Here is a 25,199-nt window from a genome sequence, read left to right on the forward strand (position 1 = left end):
CCCAGGCCCGCGAGAACGGTACAGGAGTCTGATCGGAGCACCTTACATACCGAGCGATAATGCAATAACATAACATTTCAAGTTACGTTAGCTCGGAAGCGAATGATCATGCATAGACGTCAACTACTGCACTTCGCCCTGGCCGGTATCACCCTCCCCTGGGCCTTGGCCGCATCCGCCTCGCAGAAAATCCTCCACGCTCGCGCATGGGACGATGGAGAGAAACTGAGGCTGGTATTCGAATTGAGCGGCCCGGCCAAATACCAGATTTTCTCCCTGAAGGCCCCGGAGCGACTGGTCGTGGATCTCACCGATACGGGCATTCTCACCAGCCTCGACGAGCTGTCCGTCGGCAGCCGGGTGGTCAGCGCCATTCGCAGCGGCGCTCAGTCGGCTGGCACGCGCATCGTGCTCGATCTGAAGCAGCCTGCCCGGGTGGAAAGCTTCCTCCTGGGCCCAGCCGGCAGTGAGGGCCACCGGCTGGTCGTGGACCTGCACGGCAACGCCCCCGTCACGCACAGAGTCGCCGAGCAGCAGCCCGCCGACAATCGCTCGCTGCGGGACGTGGTAGTGGTGATCGACGCCGGGCACGGTGGCAAGGACCCTGGCGCCCTGGGCAGCCAGGGCGAGCAGGAAAAGGTCGTGGCCCTTGCCATCGCCAGGCTGCTCGCGCAGAAGCTCAACCGCCAGCGTGGCTTCAAGGCGCAACTCGTGCGCAACCAGGATGTATTCGTTCCGTTGCGAAAACGGGTAGAAGTCGCGCGCCGCCACAACGCCGACATCTTCATTTCCGTGCATGCCGACGCCGCGCCCCGCAAGAGCGCATCGGGAGCCTCGGTATTCGCCCTGTCGGAAAATGGCGCCACCTCGACCACCGCACGCTGGATGGCCGAGCGTGAAAACAGCGCGGACCTGCTCGGCGCCAGGGATCTGCTTTCGCTCAAGAACAAGGACCCGGTGCTGGCCGGGGTACTGCTGGACATGTCACTGACGTCCACCATCACCACCAGCCTGGATCTGGGCAAGACCATTCTCGATGATGTCGGCAAGGTTGCCGGCGTCCATCAGAAACGCGTCGAACAGGCAGGTTTTGCCGTTCTGAAGTCGCCGGACATTCCCTCGATCCTGGTGGAAACCGGCTTCATCTCGAACCCCGCCGATTGCCGCAAGCTCTGCGACCCTCTCCACCAGAAGCGCGTCGCCGACGCCATTTGCAACGGCGTGCAGAAACACTTCGCAGCTCGCCCTCCGGTGGGCACCTTCCTCGCCAGCCAGAAAGAAAGGTCCGTCAGCTGAGCGCTGTCAGCTAGGCATCAGTCCCCCAAGGCAAGTGGCCAGCCGCGTGCATCCCGAACATGGGAGGCATTCGGCTGGTATCGATAAATAGCCATGCGCCACTATACTGAGGAATCCAACGCACGATCGAATCACGCGCATTGAATGGGAAGTGACCTATGCTGGCAGGCGGACCGCTGCACGTCGCCACACGCCTGGACAAGTGGATCAATACTACGCTGGTGGTTGTCAGCCTGGGCATTGTGCTGAGTTTTACGCTGATCGTTACCGACTTCTATCGCACCTACCGGGCACAGGCAAAAACCCTTACGCAACTGAGCGTATTCGAAGAAGCATTGCGCACCATGGAAGCCATATCCGCCGAGCGAGGGCCTACCAACGGCATGCTCGGCGGCCTCGGTGGAGATCCGCAGCGACTGCAGCGTGCCCGAACCCTGAGCGACGAGCGGCTCGGCTCTCTCGAGGTGGCGATTTCCGGCTGCCTACCCTGCGAAGCATTGCCCTACCCCGTAGCGGAAATAAGCCAAGCCCTGGAGCGCGCGCGCGGACGCGTCGACAGTCTGCTGTCGCAGCCGGTCGGGCAGCGCGACCCGGCGAGCCTCGCGGAGGCCGTCTCGGCCATGATCGCGGCAACGGAGCGGATGTTCCCACTCGTCGATTGGTTTGCCCGCGACATGGTTCGCCGCACCCCGCAGATCGGTGCCACGCTGTACAACACCTATTGGGCTGCACGGCTGAGAGAGGTCGCTGGCCGCTGGGGCTCACAGCTGACCCCGGCGCTGGCCGAGCAGCGCCCTCTGCACGCTGCGGAAATTCGCCAGTTGCAGCTCACGGAGGGCCGCCTCGAACAATTGCAGGTGCAGCTCGGCCTCGGCATGAACAATCTGCCGAACCACTTCAGTGGCGCGGCCACACGCGAGTTGAAGACTGCCTATGCAAGCATGCAACAGGCGTATAACCGTGAAGGAATGGAGTTGCACCGTAACGTGATGGATGCCCTGGCCCGGCACACGGCACCAACCCCGGCCGCATTCGCGGAGCGCTATGTGCCGCACATGGCCAGCATCATCGCCTTGCGTGACACCACCTTGCGCCTGACCAAGACCGACCTGCAGCGCACGACTCGAACATCGATGACCCACCTGCTGCTGGTTGCCGGCTCGGGATTCGCGCTCCTGCTGCTACTGGCTGCCGGCTATCTGTGGCTCAGGCGGCGGGTAATCAAACCGCTGCTGCTGGGTACGCACAGGATCATGACGCTCATCGATTCGCACAGCACGGCGCTCCCGGTCTCGGCGGACGATGGCTACAGCGTGTTCGAGACCCTGCAGGAGCTCGAGCGTCAGTTGCGGCAGGCCCACGTGGTGCGTCGTGAACGTGATGAACTGATCGCCGAACTGAAGGCCAACGCGGAAACCGATCACCTTACCGGGCTACCGAATCGCCGCGCCTTCGACCGCTTGTTCCAGGCGCCCGCACAGGACGACAGCCGCCAACGCGCGATCATCCTGTTCGATATCGACCACTTCAAGCGCGTCAACGACACCTATGGGCACCCGGCTGGAGACAGGCTCCTGCAGCTCATCGCCGCGCGCTGCCAGGCGCAGATCCGTGGAGAGGAGCGCATCGCCAGAATTGGTGGTGAAGAGTTCGCCATCCAGTTGTGGCTATCGAGCGCCGAGGCTGCCCTGCACTTCGCCGAGCGCATACGCGGTGCCATCAGCGAAGCGCCGTTCGATCTCGGCCTGGATCACCCCATCGCCGTGACGGCGAGTTTCGGTGTCGCGCTGGCGAGCCAGGCTGAGGACGATGATGTCGAGACGCTGCGCGCCCTGGCCGACGAGGCGCTCTACAAAGCCAAACGCAATGGCCGCAACCGCAGCGAGCTGGCCATCTAGGTCGATCGCCATGCCCCTTGCGCTTCGGCCGTGCAGGTAAGCCGGCGTCAGGCGAACGGCAGCACCACTCGCACTTCCAGGCCGCCCTGCTTGCGGTTGCGCAGCGTCAGGCTGCCGCCGTGCTCGAGTACCGTGGCACGGGCGGCCGACAGGCCCAGGCCAACGCCACCGGTGTGTTTGTTGCGCGAGCCTTCGATGCGGAAGAAGGGTTTGAAGACCTCCTCCTGATGCTCTTCGGCGATGCCCGGCCCGCGGTCCAGCACGCGGATCTCCACCGCATGCGCGCCCTCTCCCAGCTCGATGAGCGGTTCATGGCCGTACTTGATGGCATTGTCCAGCAGGTTGGTGAGCATGCGTTTGATGCCAATCGGGCGACCCACGTACACCACCCGGCTCGGGCCGCGCAGTTGCACCTCCAGGCCTGCATCCTTGTAGTCGTCGACCACGGTGTGCAGCAGTTCGGCGAGGTCGAAGGCGGTCGCCGGTTCAAGGCGGGCGTCGTCGCGGAAGAACTCCAGGGCGCTGTTGACCATGGCCTGCATCTCGTCCACATCGCGGAACAGTTTGGCCTGCTGGTCGGGGTCTTCGACGAACTCGCCGCGCAGGCGCATGCGCGTCAGCGGCGCACGCAGGTCGTGGGAGATGGCGGCGAGCATCTGCGTGCGATCGTTGATGAAGTGCTGCAGCTGGGCCTGCATGGCGTTGAAGGCGACGATGGCCTGGCGGATTTCCTGTGGCCCTTCGACGGCAATCGGCGGCGCGCGAAAGTCGCTGCCGAAGCGCCGCGCGCCACGGGCGAAGCGCTCCAGGGGCGCGGCCAGATGGCGGGTGGCGACCAGTGCGACGACGATGGTCGAAAGCAGGACCAACGCGATGATGACAAGGCTGCGCGGCAGCTCGTCGAGGCCCCAGTTGCGGGTCAAAGCCGAGAACTTCACCCAGGAACCATCACGCAACTCGACCAGCAGGGCGTATCCCGCGCGCGGGTCATCGGCCGGCCAGTCGGCTGGCTCGTAACCGACGATCCTGGCGCTGGGGTTGCGCAACTGGTTGCGCAGAAAGTCCTCGCCGGAGCGAAAGTCCGCGTCGTCGTCCGGCGCGGGCACCCCGGCATCGTCGAAACGGCTTAGCCAGGTGGTGGTGTAGACCTCGTCACTGGCGGACCTGGCAATCGACGGCCGTTGCTCGGGTGGCGCTTCGTCGATGATGCGGCTGATGCTGGCCAGGCTTTCCAGCAGGCCGGTTTGCAGCAGGGGTGGCCGTGCCCAGACTCCCGCCAGCTGGCTGAGCAGCCAGGTCAACAACAATGCGGTGAGCATCGCCGCCGTGGTGGTCAGGGCGATCCAGCGGGCCACGGTATCGCTGGGGCGATTGAGCCTTTCCAGCAGTTTCATCGTTTCACCAGCACGCTGGGGGTGAACAGGTAGCCGCTGTTGCGCACGGTACGAATCATCGGTGAAGCGCTGACATCGCCCTCCAGCTTGCGGCGCAGGCGGCTGACCTGCACGTCGATGCTGCGGTCGAAGGCCTCGAAGGCTTCGCCACGGGTCATGTCGAGCAGTTGCTGGCGGCTCAGCACCCGGCGCGGATGTTCGGCGAACACCAGAAGCAGTTCAAATTCGCCGCCGGAGAGCGGAATCATCACCTTGTCCGGCGAGCGCAGCTCACGGCGGGTGACGTCCAGCTGCCAGCCGGCGAACTCCAGGGTTGGCCGCGGCTTGTCGTTCAGCACGCTCTTGACCTCCCCCGTTCGGCGCAGCACCGCCCTTACCCGGGCGAGCAGCTCGCGGGCGTCGAAGGGCTTGGTCAGGTAGTCGTCGGCGCCGAGCTCCAGGCCCACCACGCGGTCGCTGAGTTCGCCCATGGCGGTGAGCATGATCACCGCCACCGCGTGCTGGCTGCGCAGGCGCTGGCAGAGCACCAGGCCGCTTTCGCCGGGCAGCATGACGTCGAGGATGACCAGATCCGGCAACTGCCGCTCCATCGCCTGCCACAGGCTGTCGCCGTCGGTTGCCACATCGACGCAATAGCCGTGTTGCTCGAGGAATTTCTTCAGCAGGGCGAGGACTTCGAGGTCATCGTCGACAAGCAGTAAATGGATCACGCAAGGCTCTCTGCCGGCAGGTTCTGGAGCGGCTATCTAAAACCATTGGCGCGGGCGCGTCATATATTTCAATCCGGCAATAAAGCTGCGCTGTCGCAACAGTTGAGACATTCCCGAGCAAAACCTCGGAGGCAGCATGGGTGCAGTCCCCATCGAGGTTTCAGCATGCCGACCATCACTGTCGTTACCCCCTTCGTCCGCTCCCTTTCGCTCGCCGCTGCCGTAGCGCTTGCAGGTGGCTGCGCGAGCTCGCCACCCGCCAGCAGCGGTGCCGCCTGCCAGGCGGCCACCTACGAACCTCGCGACCCTGCCGAGCCGGTCAACCGCGGCATCTTCGCCTTCAACAGGACGGTGGACGACTACGTGCTGTCACCGGTCGCCCGCGGCTATCGGCACCTGCCCGGTTTCGTGCAGAGCGGCGTGCACAACTTCGTGGCCAACTTCGGCGAGCCCAAGGTGTTCATCAACGACCTCCTGCAGGGCAACGGTCGGCGCTCGGTGACCACGGTGGGCCGTTTCGCGCTCAACACCACGGTGGGCATCGTTGGTCTGGTGGATGTGTCCGGGCGGCTGGGCATGGAGCGCCACGACGCCGACTTCGGCCAGACCTTCGGTGTATGGAATATCGCCAACGGCCCCATCGTCGAACTGCCACTGCTGGGCACCGGCAACCTGCGCGACGCCACGGGCAAGGTGCTGAGCTTCGCGGTGTCGCCGTTCGGCAGCAACAGCGATACGGTGCAAACCCTCAGCACGGTGGATACCGTCGGCGGCATCGTCGATGGCCGCGCGGAGGCCCTGCCGCTGACCGACGAGCTGAGAAAGGAGCCCGACTATTACGTGGCGCTGCGTAACGCCGTGGCCGAGCGCCGGGCGCACTTCGTGAGCGAAGGGAAACTCGGTGCCGAGCTGGACCTGGCTCATGGCTGCGACAATGGGGTGCAATGATGAACAACGACGACGTGCTGCTTCTGCATCGACGAATAAGAACGCCGGACCAGGCGTCGCTGCACTGCCGCGAACTCGAGCTGCGCCTCGACGCCGATGGCCGCCACCTGGTGCTCAGCCGCTATACCGAGCTGTATTGCGAAGACCAGTCCATCTGGGGTGCCACACGCGACCACAAGGTGCCCCTGGTCAGCCTGCTGCGCTGGATGATCAGCCAGGGGCACGGGCCCGAGACCGCCGTGGTGGACAAAAAGAGCGTTGTCCAGCCGTCGTCCTGCCAGCTTGTCGTGGGCTCGGTGGGCTGAAGCCCACCCTACCTGTGCCCCTCTCCCGCCGTAGGGCGGATCGGGGCGCGTAGCTGACGCGATCCCCATTCGGGACGCGTGTAGGGTGGGCTTCAGCCCACCACCTGGTCTAGCCGCGCCTGCAACTCGGCGCGCCGTGCGGCATCGGCGGCTTCCTTGTTCTGCAGGCGTTCCAGCAAGTCCGCGGCCTGTTCGGCCGCGAGCACGTAGATGCCATCGTCGTCGGCCACCAGCAAATTGCCGGGGTGCACATCGACGCCGCGGATGGTCACCGGTACGTTCACCGCGCCGTGCTCACCGAGGGAGCGAGTGGTGTAGGCACTGACGCCGCTGCAGAAGATCGGCAGGCCAAGCGCTCGCAGGGCGCGCACGTCGGTCACCGGGCCGTCGATCACCACGGCGGCCAGGCCCTTGATGCGCGCGGCGATGGTACGCAGTTCCCCCCAGCAGGCGCAGCCCTGCTCGCCCTGGTTGGCGACCACCAGCACATCACCGGGCTGGCTGGCGATCAGGGCGTCGCGCAGCACGCTGCCATCTGGCGCGTGGATCTGCACGGTGGTGACACGGCCAACGACGTGCACGTCGCCCACCAGCGGTGGCAGGCCGTGAATGTGGCCCTCACGCAGAAAGTGGCCGATGGTCGACGCGGCGATGCCTCGGTAGGCATCGAGCAGTGCAACGGGAATGCTGTTGGCTGATGCTGCGAACGTCATCTGGCGGCCCTCGGGCGGATCAATGGGCAGGTCGAGCAATACTCCACCGGATCGCTGGCCTGGTAGTAGAAACAGCAGGTCCTGCGAAAGCGCACGGCGCGCGCGCCGTCGTCGACCAGCGTCAGCGGCCGGTTGAAGTGTTTGAGCGGGTTGTAGTCGAGGCCGAACACGCTGCCCGGCGCCTGCGCCGTCAGCCAGTGAAAGTCCTCGACACAGCGCCGGCCGGTTTCGGCGCAGTCGAGCTTGGCCAGGCGCCGCTCGTACAGTGAGTACACCCGCACCGCAGTGTTTTCCCAGAGGATGCGCCGCGATACGCCCGTGACGCCGTAGAAGGTATCCCACAGGGGCTGCAGCAGCCCGGCGAACAGCTGCGTGGCCACGGCCTCGCGCCAGTCATCACGAGCGCCCGGCTCGGGCCGGCTGACCGCCAGGCTGTGCAGCGGCAGCGACGACGTCCACACACCGTCGTCGTGGCCATACTCGATGAAGGTGTTGGCCAGCGACAGTTGCAGGCCCTTGTCGTAAGCCGACATGGCGTACAGACAGGCGCCGGTGAGCAGGAACGACAGGCGCTTGCCCAGCAGGGAGGCGGTGATGCGCCGTGACGGCGAAAGGATCACCGGCCCGAGCTGATCCAGCAGCGCGATACAGGTGGTTTCGTCCAGCAACTCGGCAGCCGGCAGGCTGCGTCCACGGTCGCGTTCCTCCTCGCGGCGCAGTCGCAGCGCGACTGACAGGCTGGCCCATTCGGCGTCGCTGAAGCTCATCGCGGAATGTCCCGGCCAAAGGGGATGCACAGCGGCGTATGGAAGAACGGGTCGGGAATGATCCGGCAATCCAGATCGAACACCGTCTTGACCAGCGCCTCGGTGAGAATGTCCGCCGGGCGGCCCTGAGCATAGGCGGTGCGCTGATGCACGGCGACCATGTGATCGGCGTAACGGCAGGCCAGGTTGAGGTCGTGGAGCACCATGACGATGGTCTTGCCCTCCTGACGGTTGAGCTCGCGCAGCAGGTCGAGCACTTCGATCTGATGGGCCAGGTCGAGAAAGGTGGTCGGCTCGTCGAGCAGCACCAGCTCGGTTTCCTGGGCCAGGGTCATGGCGATCCAGGCGCGTTGCCGCTGGCCGCCGGACAAGGCGTCCACCGGACGTTCGGCCAGCTCATCCAGGCCGGTGCGGTTCAGGGCACGGGCCACCACGGCCTCGTCTTCGGCGGACCATTGCTGCATCCAGCTCTGGTACGGATAACGCCCCAGAGCGACCAGCTGGCGCACGCTGATGCCCTCGGGCGGCACCGGCATCTGCGGCAGGATCGCCAGCTCCCGGGCCACGGCGGCGGTCGGCTTGCGCTGGATGTCGGCGCCATTGAGGATCACCGTCCCCGACTGGGGCTTTAGCAACCGCGCAAAGGACTTGAGCAGCGTGCTCTTGCCACAGCCGTTGCTGCCGATCAGCACCGAGACCTGGCCGCGTGGCAATTCCAGGTCCAGGCAATCGATGATGGTCTGGCGTTGATACGCCAGGGTCAGGTTGCGGCTCGCAATCGCGGTCATGTCGATGATTCCTCACTGCCGCTGTTTGATCAGCAGGTACAGAAAATAGGGGGTGCCGAACACGGCGACGAAGATGCCGGCAGGCAGGTCCAGCGGCAGAAACAGGGTGCGTCCCGCCAGGTCGGCGAGCATCACCAGGTTGGCGCCGACCAACGCCGCCATGCAGGCCTGGGCGGCGAAGCCGATGGGGATCAGCTGGCGGGCGATGTGCGGAGCGATCAGCCCCACGAAGGCCATGGCCCCGCCCCAGGCGATAGCCGAGCCCGCCAGCGCCACGCTGACGGCGAGCAACGCGGCGCGCAGCCACTGCACGCGTACGCCGATGCCGCGCGCCAGCCCTTCGTCCAGTTGCTGAACCACCACATGGCGCGACAGCAGCACCAGGATCGGCAGCAGGCAAGCCAACCAGGTCGCCAGGGCACGCACTTCGGGCCAGCCGGCGCCGTACACGCTGCCGGTCAGCCAGACATAGGCCGACAAGGTGGTGCTTAGCGGGCTGAATACCAGCATGAAGGTGGTGGCTGCGGCCAGCATCGCCGAGATGCCGACGCCGATCAGCACCAGCCGCAGCGGTGACGTGCCCTGCTTCCAGGCCAGGGCATAGACCGCCAGCGCGGCGGCCCCGGCGCCGAGCATCGCTGCCAGCGGCAAGCCGCCCATGCCCCACACCGCTGCGAAGCTGGACAGGTACAGCACCGCCGCTGCACTGGCGCCACTGGACAGCCCGAGCAGATCCGGCGACGCCAGTGGGTTGCGCACGATGGCCTGAAGGATCAGCCCGGACACCGCCAGGGCGCCGCCGATCAACGCACCGAGCAGCAGGCGCGGCAGGCGCAATTGCTCGACGATGAACGACAAGGCCGCACCGCCCTCGCCCGCCAGCGCCTGCAAAACGCTCTGCGGCGACAGCGCGACCTTGCCCAGACACAGGCTCAGCAGCATCACCGCCACGCTGAACAGCACGGCCAGCAGCAGACGCAACGAGCCCTTGCGCTCGATGCGACGCGAGAACCCTCGCCAGCGTAAAGTCATCACGTCAAGCATTGCGGCCTCCACGCCTGGCCAGGGCAATGAAGAACGGCGCACCGAACAGCGCCGTCATCACCCCGACCGGCACTTCCTGCGGGAGAATCACCACCCGGGCCAGGATGTCGGCCACCAGCAGCAGCGTGGCCCCGAGCAGCGCGCAGCCGGGCAGCATCACCCGGTGGTCGATGCCGATCAGACGACGGACCACGTGCGGCACGATCAGGCCGATGAAACCGATGCTACCGGCCAGCGCCACCGCGCTACCGGCCAGCATCACCACCAGCACGCCCAGTTGCAGGCGAATCAGCCCGGTACGCTGGCCCAGGCCGATGGCGATCTGTACACCGGCGTTGAGCACGTTGACCTGGGCACCGAGCAGGCAGGCGACCAGCAAGGCCAGCAGCGCGCAGATCAGCAACGGCTGAGCGGTTTCCAGGCTGCGCTCGCTGAGCGAGCCGGCCAGCCAGAACAGCACCGTGTCCAGACCCTGCTGGTCGATCACCAGCAGTGCCTGGCTGAAGGCGGTGAACAACGCGGTGATCGCCGCACCGGCGAGCACCATGCGCAACGGATTGAGCGCGCCCTGCCCGCTATTGCCCACCAGCCACACCAACGCCCCGGCCACCGCCGCACCGACGAAGGCGCTCCACAGCCATTGCTCGGGAGAACTGATGGAAAACAGCGACAGGCAGAGGATCAGCGAAAAAGTGGCCCCGGCATTGATGCCGAACAGCCCCGGCGACGCCAGCGGGTTGCGGGTCATGGCCTGCATCAGTGCGCCGGCCACCGCCAGGCTGGCCCCGACCACCACCGCCATCAGCGTGCGCGACAACCGTGTGGTGCTGACCAGCAGTTGCTCGATGTTCAGCGGGTCGGCGTGCAGCAGCGCGGCGAACACCGTGCGTGGCGCGATCCAGCTGGCGCCGATGGACAGGCTCAGCGCACAGCAGGCCAGCAGCATCAGCAGCGCGATGCCGAGTTTGACGGCGCCGCTCATGACTGGCCGCCCTGCAGAATCGTGCGTTCGATATCGTCGAGCATGCGGTTGGCGCCGAGAATGCCGCCGGAGAATATCCACGCCACCCCATCCACCCACCAGACCCGCCCTGCCTGGGGCGCCGCCATGCGCTGCCACAGCGGATGCGCGGTCAGGCTCTGGTAGTGACGCTGTACGCCCGGACTGTCGGCACGCCCGAAGACGAAGAACGCGTCGGCATCCACCACCGGCAGGCTTTCCCGACTGCTGAGCTTGATGGACACGCCCTGTGCATTGCGGCCCTGCTCGTTCCACACGAAACCGAGCTGACCGAGCACGCTGCCGGCGAAGCTGTCGGGCAGGTAGCTGCGCAAGTGATCCTCGCGAACATCCAGTACCGACACGCTGAGCGGCCAGCGCTCGCCGAAATGCGCCTGCAGACGAGCCCCGAGCGCAGCGATGCGTGCGTCCCAGCTCGCCTGCAGGGCATCCGCCTCGACCCTGCGCGCGGTGGCGACACCCATCACGCGCAGGGTCTTCTGAAATTCGAAAACCTCGTCCAGCATCACCACCGGGCACAGCTGCTCGAGCAACCCCTGGATGCGCTCGTGGCGAAACCGCGAGGCGACGATCAGATCCGGCGCGAGCAAGGCGATGTCCTCCAGACTCGGCTGGGTTTCCAGGCCGACATGGGGCACGCCTGCCAGGGCTGGGCGCAGGTAGCGATACATGGGCTTCTCGCTCCACGAATCGACTACGCCAGCCGGCCGAATGCCGAGCGCCACCGCGGTATCGGTGGCGCCCTGAAACAGCGTGATGATCCGCTGCGGTGCAGGCCCGGCCTTGGCCAGAGGGATTGCACCTGCAGCGAGAGCTCCCAGGGACAGGCGCATCAACGTGCGCCTGGACAACGATCCCTTATTACCTTCCAAGCTCGATCCTATTCAATGGATTGACGACTAGCCCCTTGCCGAACGGCATGCTGCCCGGCCCACCGGCTCGTTCGATCATCGGGCGCAGCAGGAGTTTCTGCGGCCAGGTGGCGGACTCGAACAACTGGCCACGCAACACGGCACGGGCCTGGTCGTCGAACGGCACGGCGGCGATTCGTCCGTTCAGCGCGTCACGCAGCACACGCCAGGCCTGTACGGCCGGCACGTCGTAGACTCGCTCCAGGGTGTCGATGATACCGCGCAGGTTGACCTGGATGCCCAGCGTCTGCAGCCAGAACAGCAGATCCTCGGGGCGCTCGTGGTAGAGCGTCTGGGCGTGGCCCTTCTTGATCCGGTACTGCGGGTCGAGCATGCCATTGCGCTCCAGCCAGGGCACGTACAGGCGCAGCGAGTCATGGTCACGCAGCAGCAGGCCGCTGACCGTGCCCGCGTCATACACCAGCACCGCGTTCTGGCCGTGTACCTCGCCCAGCATGCCGAGGCGGAACATGCGCAGGTTGACGTCGAAGAACAGCTCGCACAGCTCGCCGAACAACTGCAGCACCGAGGACGGGCCCGCAGGCAGACCGCGCTGGCGGATGCAGTCGTCGAAGAAATGCCGGTCGCTGTCCTGCAACGGTGTGCCCAGCGCGGCCATGGGCAGCAGGCGCTTGGCGGGGTCCGCGAGCAGTTTCGGCGGATAGCCACGAACCATGGCCGAGAGGTGCCGCGGCGCCTCGTCGAACAATGTGCCGCCGTCAGGCATGTACCCCCACCATTTGCTTTCGTCGCAGATGTGCAGGGTTTCTCGCAGCACCTCGTCACGCTCCCGGCCCTGGCGCAGCAACGCTTCGCTCAGCCCGCCGTTGATCATCTTCACGGCGGGCAGATAACGGGAGGCGCCCAGCGAATAGACGGCCATCGGCAGTTTGATGTGATCGGCCGGCGCCGCCGCGCAAGCCAGGGAACGCAGGGAGGACGTGGGGTTGAAGCTGCCCTTCTGGAAGTTCAGACGGTGACAATCACCCCGCTCGAATGCGCCGCCGAGTTGCGCAGGCAGCACCCGCTCCAGTTGCCAGGGGTGCACAGGCAGGGCGACATGGCTGTCAGCGAGGCCGAGGGCACGCAATTCGGCATCCAGGTCTGCGCGCTGCTCGGTATCGAGGATGTAGTGGGCTGGCTGGCAGCTGTCCAGGCCGTCGACGCCATCGCCAAAGGTCAGACTGCCCTTGGCCACGGCCACCCAGTTGAGCGCTAATGGCTGGTCGAACTCCGCCTGATACTGCCGGTACTGGGCATCGTCCAGGCCCTGCTTGGCCTTGGCCAGGGGATGGAACGGGCGATCGCGCAGCGAGCCCCACTGCTCCATGGCCAGGAAGAACGCGGCACCGTCCTTCTCCAGCAGGCCGCCCGTAGGCACCTGATGGTCGAGTGACAGCGCGGTCTGCCGGACGCTGGTACGCAGCACGTCCATGAACAGCTCGATGCCCTTGTCGTTATCGACCGCATCGACTTTCACGCCCTTGAGGGCCAGAGCCATGAACGCGTCGGGGCTCAGCTGCCGGGTGCTGCCGCCCTGCACGTCGAGCACCGGGGTTCCCGGCACTTTCTCCCAGGCCTGGGTGATGCCGGCCCGCAGGGCGACCGCCAGGCCGCGCTGCTCGGCCGGGTCGTAGTGCCAGTGCCAGATCTTGTGCGGCGCCTCCACGCTGGCGAAAGGCGAGTCGGGCTGAGCGGCACGCCAGGCGGCAGGCTCGGTGAGGTTGGCGTCGAGGGTGCCGAAGAAGTCTTCGGCGAGCAGGCAGTCGATCAGGTCCTGCATCACCAGATCGTTGGCGATGGCTTGCTTGGTGGTGGTCATGAGATCAGTTTCCTCTCGTCGAGGTGGCGGCCAGTCTGGCCTGGAGGGCGCGGAACGCGATGCCGCGTTCGTCGCCCAGCACGAAGGTATTGACGCCGCGTTCGAGCCACCGCAGGTGGTCATCGGGCTGGCGTGGTATGGCGCAGTACGGGATGCCGGCAGCCTGGGCAGCGCGCCAGGTATCGATCAGCGCTTCCTGCACGGCGGGCTGGTCGATACGCCAGGGCGTGCCGAACGACTGGGAAAGATCGGCAGCGCCTTCGAGGATCATGTCCAGCCCCGGCACTGCGGCCAGCTCGGCGGCACGCCGCACGCCCTCGACGCTCTCGATCATGGCCACGACCATGATCTGGCCGTTGGCCTGGGTGACGTACTCGGCCAGGCTGGCCTTGCCGAAGGCACCGGGACGACCGGCATTCAGGCTGCGCTCGCCCAGCGGGTGGTACTTGCAGGCGCGGATCGCCGCGCTCAGGTCTTCCGGCCGTTCCACCTGGGGCAGAACGATGCCCTGGGCGCCGCCGTCGAGCAGCCGCAGCATGCGTTTGCGGTCGAAGTCCGGCACCCGCACCAGGGGCGTGAGCCCATAGCTCTCGGCGGTGCGGATCATGTGCTCGACGGTTTCCGGGTTGATCAGCACATGCTCCAGATCGATGATCACGAAGTCGTAGCCGGCTTCGGCGATCAGCTCGATGGATGCCGGCGAGGGAATCGACGCGATCAGGCCACGGGTCCCCTCGCCCGTGGCCAGTTGCGCCTTGAGTCGATTGGTTCTCAGCATGTGCGTGGCCCATGGATGTGCAGTGGATTGGGCACCCGCTTGAAGCGTCGTTCACCGTCACCGAGCAGCCGGCGCTTGGTCAGTTCCTCCACTTCGTACTCGGCGGCGAACACGTCGAACACCGCGAAACGCGCTGCGTGTTGCGGGTGCTCGCGCTGGTAGTCGAGCACCACGGCGGCGGTCATGCGCCAGAACTCGCCCTCTTCCAGCCCATAGTGCTGACGCTGGAAGATCGCCAGCTCGGCCAGGCAGATGAAGAAGAACGCATCGCAGGAAAAATCCCGCACCGCATCGACATCCTCGGTGAGGATGAACGAGTTGCGGTTCAGCCGCGCGTGACTCTCGGGCAGCGGCACCAGGTGCGGCGCCAGGTGCGGGCGGGCCAGGTGCGCAGGCGAGTAGCGCACGCCGTCATGGAAGTCCTTGAGGGCGATACGCTCCGGCCAGCCGTCACGGTGGATCAACACGATGTTCTGGCCGTGGGACTCCATGCCGATGCCTTCGGCATAGAGCATGTGCACGATGGGCGCCACGCTGACCCGCAGCAGTTGCTGCACCCAGGCGTGCAGGCCATGGCGGGCGATCCAGGCATCGATGAAGGGCTGCTGGTCACCTTCGCCGTAGCGGTTCTCGACATGGCTGAGGCCATTGAAAGGCACGCCCTGCTCGCCCGGTTTCAGGTACGTATTGAGGTTCTCCCGCCAGATCGCACCGAGGGTGCCGTAGGCCTGGCTTTGCCGGATGGTCGGCAGTTGGGCGTAGTCGAAACTCACCCCGGCGACCTCGCCAAGCACCACGAAACCCAGTTCCCGGGCCGTGGCGTCGGTGGCGATCAGCTGTTGCAGCCAGTCGTTGATGATCGGCCCGTTCATCACCGTGTGCCGCGCCAGAATGCGCGTGCTGGAGGTGTTGGTCATGCTCAGCGCGAGCTTCACGTAGGGCTTGGTGGGCTCCTCGACGTTGGCCAGCGTGCGGATCGACTGCTGAGCCCGGTAATCGGCCGCCGAGGTGCCGAGGTAAAGCAGCTCGCCACTCGCCAGCTCGGCCTGGAAGGTCGGCACGATGACCTGCTCCCACTGCCAGGGGTGCACGGGGATCGGCCAGTAATCGTCCAGAGAGCGGCCCTGCTCGGCCAATGCGCGGTCGATCTCGGCCCAGCGCTGCTGACCGAATGCATCCGTCAGGAACGCCTGCAGATCCACACCCCGCGAGCCATTGGCGGAACCCAGCTGCCGGGCGATACCCAGCCAGACCACGGCCAGCGGCTGGCCGAACTCGGGGCCGTAACGACGGTTGTCGTCCAGGGAAAAGCCGATGCGCGACTTGTAGCAAGGGTGGTAGCTGTGGGCATCCATGAAATGCCGCTCCAGGGTATCGGCATCCAGGGTGTGCGGCGCTGCGGCGGGCCGGTAGCTCTGGGTGCGCGACTGCAGATCCTTGAGCAGCGTCTGCTCCAGTTCCTGAATGAAGCGTGGCATGTGCGGGCCGTCGGCCAGGGCGCCAAGCAGTTCCGCCAGCGCCTGGTGCAGATCCGGCTGGCTGGTCTGGCCCTGGGCATCGACACGCTGCAGGGTGGCCGGATCCAGACGGATGATAGCGAAACTGTCGCTGAGCAGCCCCAGGCAGCGGTACTCGACCACGGCCTGGGCTTGCTCATCGCGCCCTTCGACGATGAAGCGCTGGCGGCCGTCTGCGAGTGGCTCGCAGCGATAGCTCAGGACATCTTCGAAGAGCAGGGTTTGCAGCAGTTGCCCGATCACCCGTTGCGACACCTGGCGGTAGCGCTGAGGGTCCGCTGGAGTCAGCCAGCCGTGGGCATGGGCGATGAGTTCGGGCAAACGAAGTGGAGAAAAGGAAGACATGGATAGACACCTCATGAACGGTGTTCGGACAGGGCCGAGCCTTGCTCGACCGGGTCGTTGGAAGGGGAATGCGGAAAGCGCCAGGCGAACGGCAGCGCGAGCAGGATCAAAACCGCGGTGGCGATGAACACTTCGCCGATGGCGCTGGCCGTACCGGCCTGGGCTGCCCCGGAGTGCACCGCGCCAGCATGGGCTGCCCCCCACTCATCGCCGAGGCGAATCTGCAGCCACAGCGAGGCCAGCACGATGGCCAGTGACGACAGCAGACGGCGCGAGATGTTGTTCATCGCCGCCCCCTGTGTGATCAGCGCCTCCGGCAGCACGTCCAGCCCGGCGGTGGTCACCGGCATGTAGGACAGCCCCAGGCCGGCACCGCGCACCACCATCAGCAGGCAGATGGCCAGCATCCCGACATCGTGGTCGACGGTGCCCAGGGCGAAGGTCGCCAGGCCGGTCAGCAGCAAGCCGAGCGAAACGATGCCCCGCGGCCCATGGCGATCGAGCAGCCTGCCGCCGTAGTGACCGAACAAGCTCGCCGACAAGGCGGTGCAGAGCAGCGCGATACCGGTCCAGATGGCACTGTGGCCCATCACCATCTGCACCAGCAGCGGCACCAGCACCAGGCACTCGAACATGCCGATGGATTGCACCACGGCGATGATCACGCTCGACCGGTAGCCTTTCAGGGCGAAGATACGCAGCTCCAGCAGGGGCGCCGTGTGGCGCAACTGATGCCTGACGAACCCCAGCAGGCAAGCCGCCGCCAGCAGCAGACCGAGCAGGTTGAGCGGATCCTGCAGGGCCTGCATGTGGCGAAGTTGCCCCACGGTGAGCATGAGCACGCCGATACCGACCGCGACCAGCAGGTAGCCGGTCAGATCGAACGGCTTGCCCGCCCCTGCCTCGTTCCTCGGTAGCACGTTGACGCCCAGGCCGAAGGCCAGCAGACCGATGGGGACGTTGACCAGGAACAGCGCACGCCAGTCGTACCCCTGCAGCACCAGGCTGCCGCACAGTGGCCCGACCGCAGGCGCGAGCATCACGGCAGCGCCCCAGAGGCCGGTAACCGCACCCCGCTCACCTTTCGGATAGACCGAAAAGATGATCGCCAGCGACAGCGGAATCATCAGCCCGCTGGCGATGCCCTGCACCACCCGCGCGGTGATCACCCAGGCGATGGAGTCGGCCATGGCGCCGAGCAGCGAGCCCGCCACGAACAGCGCCAGGCCGGCCAGGTACATGAGCTTGCGGCCCACGCGCTGCGCCAGGTAGCCGGTCAGCGGCATGGTCATGCCCATGCTCACCATGAAGGCGGCGACTATCCAGGTGGCCATCACCGGGCCCAGCTCGAACGCCTCGATGAAGGCCGGCAATGCCGGATTCAGCGAGGTGTTGTTGAGGCTCACGGTGGTGGTACCGAGGATCACGGCGACCACTACCAGCCGGCGCGACGCCACGACGGGAGCCCGTGCCGGCGCCATCATCCAGCACCTCCGCGGCGGCCCTCGGCCCCGATGAACAGCTGTTCAGGCCGCGGATGACAGAGGAAATCGGCATGCGAGATGTTGTAGCCGTAGGCACCGGCCAGCGGCAGCACCAGCAGATCGCCCACGGCGGCATCGACCAGTTGACGACCACGGCTGAGCACGTCCTTGGGTGTACACAGCTGGCCGACGATGGTCCATGGCCGAGGCGCACCGCTCGGTGCACGGCCTGTCGCTGGCAGATGGATCACCGGGTGGTCATGGCCCTGGGCGACCGGCAGGCGGAACTGATGGGTGCCGCCGCGGCAGACCAGAAAATGCTGGCCGTGGCTGGATTTGGCGTCCAGCACCTCGATGGCGTAGTAGCCGCAGAACGCACTGATGAAGCGCCCCGGCTCGAAGCGTACCAGCGGCGCGTCGCGCAACGCCCCAAGGCGTTGCTCGAGGTGGCGGCACAGGCGCGCCCAGTCGAACCGCTCGCCGCTCAGGTAGTCCACCCCGATGCCACCGCCGACGTTCAGGTGAGTGATCGTCCCAGGCCGCGTGGCCAGGGCCTTCCATTGCGTCCAGCGCTGCAGATACAGATCGAGCAACTGCTCGTGGCGCTCCACCTGCTGCTGATGGGACATCGCATGCACATGGAAGCCCTCCAGCCGCAGATGGCTGCAGGCTTCCACCCGCCTGATCGCTTCAGGCACGTCGGCCTCGTCCAACCCGAAAGGCGTCGCGGTGCCGGCCATGGCCAGGCGGCTGGAAAGCGTGGCCGGCAGTTCCGGATTGATGCGGATGAACACCGCCTGCACACGGCCGAGCTCTGCGCCGATGCGTTGCAGGCGGTCGATCTCGCCGAGACTCTCGACGTGGATCGCTGCCACGCCATGGTTCAGCGCCGCACGCAGGTCGGAGTCCAGCTTGCCGGGGCCGGAAAACACGAAGGGTTTGTCGCTGGCGGCCGCTTGCAGTCGCTCGATCTCGCCACCGGAGGAGATCTCGAAGCCGTCGACCAGAGGCAACAACGTCTGCAGGATCGGCGCCTCGCTGTTGGCCTTGATCGCGTAATACAGCTCCACGCCCGCCGGTAGCTCGGCCATCACCTCGCGAACATGCCGCGCCAGTGCATCGAGGTCGTAGACGAACACCGCCAGGGGATCCGCCGCGCGACTACGGGCCTGCTCGATGGCGTCGAGCACTGTCGTGGGCAGCTTATCCATGGGCTGCCCCCTCGCCCCACGGGCACACCAGCTGTACGTAACCGGCATGCCGGTCGGCCTGGGCCGAGAGACGCACCTTGAGGTTGGTCTTGCAGGCTATCGGTTCCCCGGCAAGCAGCGCGTCCAGCTCCGGTGCTGGCCGTGCCAGTTCACCACGCAGCGCGAACAACTGGCGCTCGACCCGTTGCCACATGCTGGCCGCCAGGTGCGGGCGGTCCCAGCTCAGTGCCAGGATCGCTTCGGACAGGTTGTTGACGAACAGGCAGTAGCTGATGCGCTTCCAGCCCTGCTGCCGCGAGTAAGTCAGCGACTGGCGAACGCGCTCTTGCACGCCCTCTTCGATGTAGCTCACCCCCAGATCGTCGGTAAGCTTCACGCCTTCGAAGTCGCGCAGCAGCAATTGCGCTGGCCAGCCGTTGTCGTGGACCAGTACCGCGTTCTGCAGGTGCGGCTCGAGCACCACGCCGTGATTGAAGAACAGCGACAGCACCGGCCGCAGCAACAGCGCCTGGTAGGCCTCGAACCAGCCCAGCAGATGGTCGTCGCTGGGCTTTTTCGATCCCTGCTGCAGGAAACCATGGATCAGCGGCCGCAGTTGCAGGTCCCTGGCGAACAGCGTACCCGCCATCAGGCAGGATTCGGGCGGTGCGTAGCGGCAGAAGTTCTCGCGCAGGATGGCGCCGGTCTGCTCGCGGAACCAGTGGCTGTCCTCGGCGCTGCTCTGCGCCGGGGCCCAGCTCAGCGAACCCGGCTCGCTGACCAGGGTAGCGCCGCCGATGCTGGCCTTGTGCTCGCGCTGCAGGCGCGTGAACAGACGGTCGATGAGCATGGCGCTGTCCAGTTCGTACCAGGCGTTCTTGCGCACGCAGTTGGTGATGCGCACGTTGAGCGAGCCCTTGAGGAAATAACCGCGGCCTTCGCCGTACCAGGTACGCATCGAGGCGGTGGGGCTGGCCAACGGGCCCTTCTGGCCGAGATCGACGATCTCGCCACGGGCGATCAGCGCCTTGACCCGCGGGTCGGCGAGAAACAGCTGCGCCTGCACCGGGTGCAGACAGATAGCCGCACGCCCGCTGCGTGCCAGGCCCTGGCTGGCGAAACCTTCGAGTACCTGCTCATCGCTCAGGCCGTTGCCGCGCACCTGCAGGCCATCACGGGGGACTTCGAGAACATGCAGCGCGACCCGGGCGCGAAACTCCGGAGCATAGGTCTTCTGCCCCAGATGGTCGGGCCACAGCCGGGCCTTGGGTGCCGGGTGGTTGGGGTGGCCGAACCAGAGTCCCTGCTCGCTGGCCAGGTAGTCGCGCAGCGGGTGCTGGTCCTGCGCCTGCAGCGCGCTGTCGACGATGGCCGCGGTAACGCCCTGGCTCTGCATGACCTGTTCGAGCAATTCGTCGTTGCGCGAGCCGGTCAGTTGCTGGCAGGCCTCCAGCAGTTGCGCGGCGAATTCGGCGAACGGCGGGCAACGCCAGTCGGCATCGCCCTGGCGCGTGTACACGTCGCTCAGGTAACGCTGGCTGCCGAGCGGATCGCGGCGATCCACCAGCACCAGAAACTGCCGCCTTTGCGGCAGATCGATCACCAGCGGCATGCCCTTGCCCTGAATGGCGCGCAGGTAGCTGGCGGGTGCGATACCTCTTACATGGGAAGGCCAGGCATAACGTGCGCAGTTCTCCGGCAGCGCGAACTCCTTGATCAGGCAGTTGAGCAGCGCGTGGGAGGCGGCCATTTCACTGACCACCCGCGCCAGGCTGGCACGCACGGAGTCGATGCGAGTGACGTCGCTCGGCTGGGCATCGAGGTCTGGGTAGGCACGCACGGCGCGTGCAGACAGATCAGCCACGGGCACCTCCCAGCGCGGCGTCCAGCGCGCGCTCGAAACGGACGATCACTTCACTGCACTGCGCCTCGTCGATGATCAATGGCGGCAGCAGGCGAATGACGCTGCCATTGCGCCCGCCTCGTTCGAGCAGCAGGCCCTGCCTGAAGCAGTGGCTCTGAATGGCAGCCGACAGCGCAGCATCCATGGGGTGGGCGCCCAGCGCGTCGGCAGGCTGACGCTCGTCGACGATTTCCAGGCCGAGCATCAGCCCGCGACCACGCACCTGACCAATCACCGGGTAGCGCTCACGCAGCGCATCGAAGCGCTCTTTCAGCCAGTCACCACGCACCCGGGCCTGCTCGGCCAGGGCATCGTTCTGAATGATCTGCAGGGTGGTCATGCCGCTGGCCATGGCCATCTGGTTGCCGCGGAAAGTGCCGGTATGGGCGCCCGGTTGCCAGGCATCGAACTCGCGCTTGATGGCCAGTACCGCCAGTGGCAGGCCGCCGCCGACCGCCTTGGACATGACGATGATGTCGGGCTCGATATCGGCATGCTCGAAGGCGAACATCCGTCCGGTGCGGCCAAAGCCGGCCTGCACCTCGTCGAGGATCAGCAGGATGCCGTGGCGCCGGGTGACCTCGCGCAGGGTTCGCAGCCATTGATTGGGGGCCGGGTTGGCCCCGCCCTCGCCTTGCACCGCCTCGACGATCACCGCAGCCGGCAGGCAAACGCCGCTCTCGACATCCTCGATGAACTGGGTGAAGTAGTAGGACAGCGCACGGGCACCAGCCTCGCCGCCGATGCCCAGCGGGCAACGGTATTCGTGGGGGAACGGCATGAACTGCACACCGGGCATCAGCGAGGCCACGGCATCTTTCGGGCCGGTATTGCCGGTCACTGCCAGGGCACCATGGGTCATGCCGTGGTAACCGCCGGAAAAGGCGATCACGTTGCTGCGCCGGGTAACGGTCTTGGCCAGTTTGAGCGCGGCCTCCACGGCATCGGCACCCGAGGGGCCGCAGAACTGCAGGCAATAGCCCTGGCTCGGCAGCACGCCGAGCAGGGTCTCGCTGAAGGCATCCTTCAGCGGCGTGGTGAGGTCCAGGGTGTGCATGGGCACCCCGGAAGCCAGAAAGCTCGACAGGCTGTCGACGATGGCTGGGTGGTTGTGGCCCAGCGCCAGGGTTCCTGCGCCGGCCAGGCAGTCGAGGTACCGACGCCCCTCGACATCGGTCACCCACACGCCCTGCGCCTTGGCAATGGCCAGGGGCAGCTTGCGCGGGTAACTGCGCACGTTGGATTCGAATCGTTCCTGGCGTTCCAGGTAATCCGCGTTGTTGCTGTGGGCCGAATCGCGCTGGAATCGGTCCAATGGTATCGCTCGTTCACTCAACATGGTGCTCGCCTCTATCTGTTCGAGGCTCCGGTTGGAGCCGTTGAAAGTCGTCAGCACTGCACTCATCAGTCAATGGCAGGTCACGCAAAGCACGGGGCAGCCTTCTGCGAGGCTTCCCGCTTCATCCCTGAATGGTTGGTTTTATTGTGTGCGGCGAGCGCCCGGTACACGGGCGTTCACCGCAGAGGTGCTACGAACTGTCAGAACCCGAGGGTCGCCGACAGAATGAAGGTGCGCGGGGTGGAGATGGTCAGGCCAGCTTCGCTGTCATCCGAAGCTCCGGCGGAAATCCAGTCGCGCTTGTTCAACACGTTCTCGACGGTGCCGCGCAAGGTGACATCGGTCTCGTCGACCTTGAAGGCATAGCGAGCGCCTACGTCGTAGCGCTCCCAGGAGTCGATCTCCTTGGAGTTGGCCTGATCCAGATACTGGGAGCTGCTGTACATGCCACGGGCGGTCAGAGTCAGGCCCTGGAGGGTCGGCACGTCCCACTCAGCACCCAGGTTGGCGTTGTACTTGGGCGTCGCCGGGGCACGATTGCCATCGTTGACGCCACCGTTGTTGGTGTCCTTCAGTTCGCTGTCGATGTACATCACACCGCCGAGAAGACGGAAGCCTTCGATGGGCTCACCGAACACGTTCAGCTCGATGCCGTCGTTGATGCGCTTGCCATTGGGGCCGAAGGTGCCCAGCGTTTGGCCTGCCTGCGGCGCGGCAGTCTCGTAGGCCGGCTGCTTGATGCGGAATACCGCAGCGGTAATGGCGAATTTGCCCATGTCGTACTTGGCACCGGCCTCGAGCTGACGGCTGATGAAGGGCGCGAATATCTCGTCTTCGTTGTTGGAGGTCGACGGAGCGATCTTGCCCTGGCTCAGGCCTTCCATGTAGTTGGCGTAGAGCGACAGTTGGTCGGTGGCCTTGAACAGCACGCCGACCGACGGCGACAGTTTCTCTTCGTCGTAGCCGGTCTCGCCCTTGATGCCGTTTTCCCAATCGTCGACCTTGACCCGCTGCCAGCGGGCGCCAAGGGTCAGCAATACACGATCGTCCAGAAAACCCATGGTGTCGGAGAGCGCGACACCGCTGAAACGGTTCTCGGTGTAGACCTTGGCGTCATCACGAGTCCGTACGGTTGGCTCAGGTGTCGCGACCGGGTTGTAGAGATTGCCCGCGCGGTTGGCGTAACGCCCGCCGCCGTTCTCGAAGTCCATGGAGAAGTAATCGGCTGCCAGGTTGATCTCATGGCTGACCGGGCCGGTCTGGAACCATTTACGCACGCCCGCGTTGACGGTACGCACGTCTTCGTCCCGGGTGAAATCACGGGGCTGGATGGTGAAGTCACCGGCGGCGTTGGTGATCGACACGTTGTGGCGGAGGAAGTCATGGTTACTCTTGCGCGCGCCCACGGCACCGTAAACCATCAGCGAATCGTCGATATCGTACTCGCCACGCAGGGCACCGAAGGTATCGCTGGTTTCGGCCTTGCTCCAGGCCTGGGCATAGTTGTGGCGAACATCGTTTGCCCTGGGAACCGGCGCGTTGGCGCCGACAAGTACACGCTCCTGCGGCGCGTCGGTGTCGCGTTCGGTATGGCCGATATCCATCGACAGGCGCAGGCGCTCATCGCGGAAGTCCAGACCGACCACGGCCATTTCGCGATTGACCTTCTGGTGATCCCACTCGGTATCGCCGGACTGTTTCACCCCGTTGAAACGGATACCGAAGCGGTTGTCCTCGCCGAAACGACGGCCGACATCGACGGCGCCGCCAACCTGGCTGTCCGACGCATAGCTGCCGGTGAATTCGGTGATCGGTTTGTCGGTGGCGCGCTTGGGCACCACGTTGATGCCGCCGCCAACGCTGCCCCGCGGCGAGATGCCGTTGACCAGTTGGGTGGGGCCTCTGAGGATGTCGACACGATCGGCCATTTCCATGTCGATGGAGTACGTCGGCATGATGCCGTACAGCCCGCCGTAGGACACGTCGCTGTTGAACAGGCTGAAACCACGGATGGTGAACTGCTCGAAACGGCCGCCCGCCGGGTTGGTCGAGCGTACTGCCGGGTCGCTGGCGGTCAGGTCTGCCAGGGTACGCGACTGATTGTTCTTCACCGCCTCGCTGGTGTAGGTGGTCATGCTCAGTGGCGATTCCATGAAGTCCCGCGAGCCCAGCAGCCCCTGGGAACTGCGGCGCGCCACCTGGCCACCGGCGTAGCGCTCGCCTTGCAGGCTCTCGGCTGGATCGGTCACGCCGCTGATCGCCGTCGGGGCAATTTCCATGGCCGAGGCGCCTTCGCTGGCTGGCACCAAGGTATAGGCTTCTGCACCAACCGGCTGCAGGCGCAACCCGCTGCCCTGCAGCAGCCGCGCGAATCCTTCGTCGACGCTGTAGGTGCCGGAAAGCCCCTGAGTGCTGTGGCCGCTGACCAGCGCCGGATCGACGGAAAGGCTCACCCCAGCCTGACTGGCGAAACGGCTCAACGCGGCCCCCAGGTCGCTGCCCGGCACGTTATAGCTGCGCTCCTGGCTCTGGGCATGAGCGGCGAACGGTGCGACCGCCCCAAAACCGAGCAGCAGGCTCAGGCATACCGTCGAGTAGGAAATGGATGACACCAGACGAGGCCGATGACGTGTCATGGATGGCATTGGCAAGACTCTCTTTTTAATTCACTTACTACCCATGACAGGCCAGTGAAAAAAAAGGGACAGCGCGCGGGAAGAAATTTCACACCCCATGCGCAGGAACCGCTCTCGGGCGATTTTCGCTGGCTGACGATTGCCATGGCCACAAGCGCATCGCCCGCAAGCGGGCTCCTACAGGTTTCGATCTCCACCCGTTGCTGGGGCCACGGGCCTAACGCATTGGCGCCGTACATTCACCTCGCAACCGCCCCAATACCGTAGGAGCCCGCTTGCGGGCGATCCGTTGTTCGGTGCCGATCTACCAAGATGGCCAGCATCGCTTCGCCCGCAAGCGGGCTCCTACAGGTCGAGATCTCCACCCGTTGCTGAGGCCGCGGGCCTAGC

Annotated in this window: 20 protein-coding genes; 4 read left to right on the forward strand and 16 right to left on the reverse strand. The window is 65.7% G+C overall.

Annotation, left to right across the window (positions count from 1 at the left end; translation table 11 throughout):
• Positions 1-108: 108 nt before the first annotated feature.
• Both ACT9T4_RS04825 and ACT9T4_RS04830 read left to right on the forward strand, forming a co-directional pair.
• Entirely contained in the window at positions 109-1,296 is a 1,188-nt protein-coding gene (locus ACT9T4_RS04825; RefSeq protein WP_499115771.1) for an N-acetylmuramoyl-L-alanine amidase, read from the forward strand.
• A gap of 158 nt (positions 1,297-1,454) precedes the next feature.
• Positions 1,455-3,194, forward strand: coding sequence for a GGDEF domain-containing protein (locus ACT9T4_RS04830; RefSeq protein WP_499115773.1), 1,740 nt, complete (start codon positions 1,455-1,457; stop codon positions 3,192-3,194).
• 47 nt (positions 3,195-3,241) lie between these two features.
• Here the strand turns inward: ACT9T4_RS04830 and ACT9T4_RS04835 are convergent, their stop codons facing one another.
• Entirely contained in the window at positions 3,242-4,588 is a 1,347-nt protein-coding gene (locus ACT9T4_RS04835) for an ATP-binding protein (RefSeq protein WP_499115775.1), read from the reverse strand.
• Positions 4,585-5,298: a response regulator gene (locus ACT9T4_RS04840; RefSeq protein ID WP_042556503.1), complete on the reverse strand. Its 714-nt coding sequence runs from the start codon at positions 5,296-5,298 to the stop codon at positions 4,585-4,587. Before ACT9T4_RS04840 ends, ACT9T4_RS04835 begins: the two co-directional genes overlap by 4 nt.
• Positions 5,299-5,463: 165 nt before the next feature.
• Here ACT9T4_RS04840 and ACT9T4_RS04845 point away from each other — a divergent pair, with 165 nt between their 5' ends.
• Positions 5,464-6,246: an MlaA family lipoprotein gene (locus ACT9T4_RS04845; protein WP_499115777.1), complete on the forward strand. Its 783-nt coding sequence runs from the start codon at positions 5,464-5,466 to the stop codon at positions 6,244-6,246.
• Positions 6,246-6,551 carry a hypothetical protein gene (locus ACT9T4_RS04850; RefSeq protein WP_499115779.1) on the forward strand — a complete coding sequence of 102 codons (306 nt, stop codon included), beginning with the start codon at positions 6,246-6,248 and terminating at the stop codon, positions 6,549-6,551. Before ACT9T4_RS04845 ends, ACT9T4_RS04850 begins: the two co-directional genes overlap by 1 nt.
• A 92-nt stretch (positions 6,552-6,643) precedes the next feature.
• On the opposite strand, the gene ACT9T4_RS04855 is transcribed toward ACT9T4_RS04850, so the two are convergent.
• The 14 genes from ACT9T4_RS04855 to ACT9T4_RS04920 form a co-directional block, all read right to left on the reverse strand.
• Positions 6,644-7,264: an RraA family protein gene (locus ACT9T4_RS04855; RefSeq protein WP_499115781.1), complete on the reverse strand. Its 621-nt coding sequence runs from the start codon at positions 7,262-7,264 to the stop codon at positions 6,644-6,646.
• The gene (locus ACT9T4_RS04860; RefSeq protein WP_499115783.1) at positions 7,261-8,031 is read right to left on the reverse strand and encodes an IucA/IucC family C-terminal-domain containing protein; all 771 of its coding nucleotides are present in this window, start codon (positions 8,029-8,031) and stop codon (positions 7,261-7,263) included. Before ACT9T4_RS04860 ends, ACT9T4_RS04855 begins: the two co-directional genes overlap by 4 nt.
• On the reverse strand, positions 8,028-8,819 hold the full coding sequence (locus tag ACT9T4_RS04865) for an ABC transporter ATP-binding protein (protein WP_179538141.1): 792 nt from the start codon (positions 8,817-8,819) through the stop codon (positions 8,028-8,030). The genes ACT9T4_RS04860 and ACT9T4_RS04865 overlap by 4 nt, the downstream gene beginning before the upstream one ends.
• 12 nt (positions 8,820-8,831) lie before the next feature.
• Positions 8,832-9,863: a FecCD family ABC transporter permease gene (locus ACT9T4_RS04870; protein ID WP_499115785.1), complete on the reverse strand. Its 1,032-nt coding sequence runs from the start codon at positions 9,861-9,863 to the stop codon at positions 8,832-8,834.
• The gene (locus ACT9T4_RS04875) at positions 9,856-10,845 is read right to left on the reverse strand and encodes a FecCD family ABC transporter permease (RefSeq protein ID WP_042556496.1); all 990 of its coding nucleotides are present in this window, start codon (positions 10,843-10,845) and stop codon (positions 9,856-9,858) included. The genes ACT9T4_RS04870 and ACT9T4_RS04875 overlap by 8 nt, the downstream gene beginning before the upstream one ends.
• The gene (locus ACT9T4_RS04880) at positions 10,842-11,717 is read right to left on the reverse strand and encodes an ABC transporter substrate-binding protein (RefSeq protein WP_499115787.1); all 876 of its coding nucleotides are present in this window, start codon (positions 11,715-11,717) and stop codon (positions 10,842-10,844) included. The genes ACT9T4_RS04875 and ACT9T4_RS04880 overlap by 4 nt, the downstream gene beginning before the upstream one ends.
• Before the next feature lie 28 nt (positions 11,718-11,745).
• Positions 11,746-13,617 (reverse strand): IucA/IucC family protein, encoded by a 1,872-nt coding sequence (locus tag ACT9T4_RS04885; RefSeq protein ID WP_499115789.1) that lies wholly within the window; start codon positions 13,615-13,617, stop codon positions 11,746-11,748.
• Positions 13,618-13,621: 4 nt separating this feature from the next.
• Positions 13,622-14,395 (reverse strand): HpcH/HpaI aldolase family protein, encoded by a 774-nt coding sequence (locus tag ACT9T4_RS04890; RefSeq protein ID WP_499115791.1) that lies wholly within the window; start codon positions 14,393-14,395, stop codon positions 13,622-13,624.
• Entirely contained in the window at positions 14,389-16,257 is a 1,869-nt protein-coding gene (locus ACT9T4_RS04895; protein ID WP_499115793.1) for an IucA/IucC family protein, read from the reverse strand. The genes ACT9T4_RS04890 and ACT9T4_RS04895 overlap by 7 nt, the downstream gene beginning before the upstream one ends.
• Positions 16,258-16,268: 11 nt before the next feature.
• Complete coding sequence (locus ACT9T4_RS04900; protein WP_499115795.1) at positions 16,269-17,741, reverse strand: DHA2 family efflux MFS transporter permease subunit; 1,473 nt, start codon at positions 17,739-17,741, stop codon at positions 16,269-16,271.
• Positions 17,738-18,952 carry a type III PLP-dependent enzyme gene (locus ACT9T4_RS04905; protein ID WP_499115797.1) on the reverse strand — a complete coding sequence of 405 codons (1,215 nt, stop codon included), beginning with the start codon at positions 18,950-18,952 and terminating at the stop codon, positions 17,738-17,740. The genes ACT9T4_RS04900 and ACT9T4_RS04905 overlap by 4 nt, the downstream gene beginning before the upstream one ends.
• On the reverse strand, positions 18,945-20,681 hold the full coding sequence (locus ACT9T4_RS04910) for an IucA/IucC family protein (protein WP_499115825.1): 1,737 nt from the start codon (positions 20,679-20,681) through the stop codon (positions 18,945-18,947). Before ACT9T4_RS04910 ends, ACT9T4_RS04905 begins: the two co-directional genes overlap by 8 nt.
• 106 nt (positions 20,682-20,787) lie before the next feature.
• A complete protein-coding gene (locus tag ACT9T4_RS04915; RefSeq protein WP_042556529.1) occupies positions 20,788-22,173 on the reverse strand; it encodes a diaminobutyrate--2-oxoglutarate transaminase in 1,386 nt (461 codons plus the stop codon).
• A 200-nt stretch (positions 22,174-22,373) separates the two neighbouring features.
• Positions 22,374-24,818 carry a TonB-dependent siderophore receptor gene (locus ACT9T4_RS04920; RefSeq protein WP_179538135.1) on the reverse strand — a complete coding sequence of 815 codons (2,445 nt, stop codon included), beginning with the start codon at positions 24,816-24,818 and terminating at the stop codon, positions 22,374-22,376.
• Positions 24,819-25,199 lie beyond the last annotated feature (381 nt).

The organism is Pseudomonas sp. SZ40 (assembly GCF_052958135.1).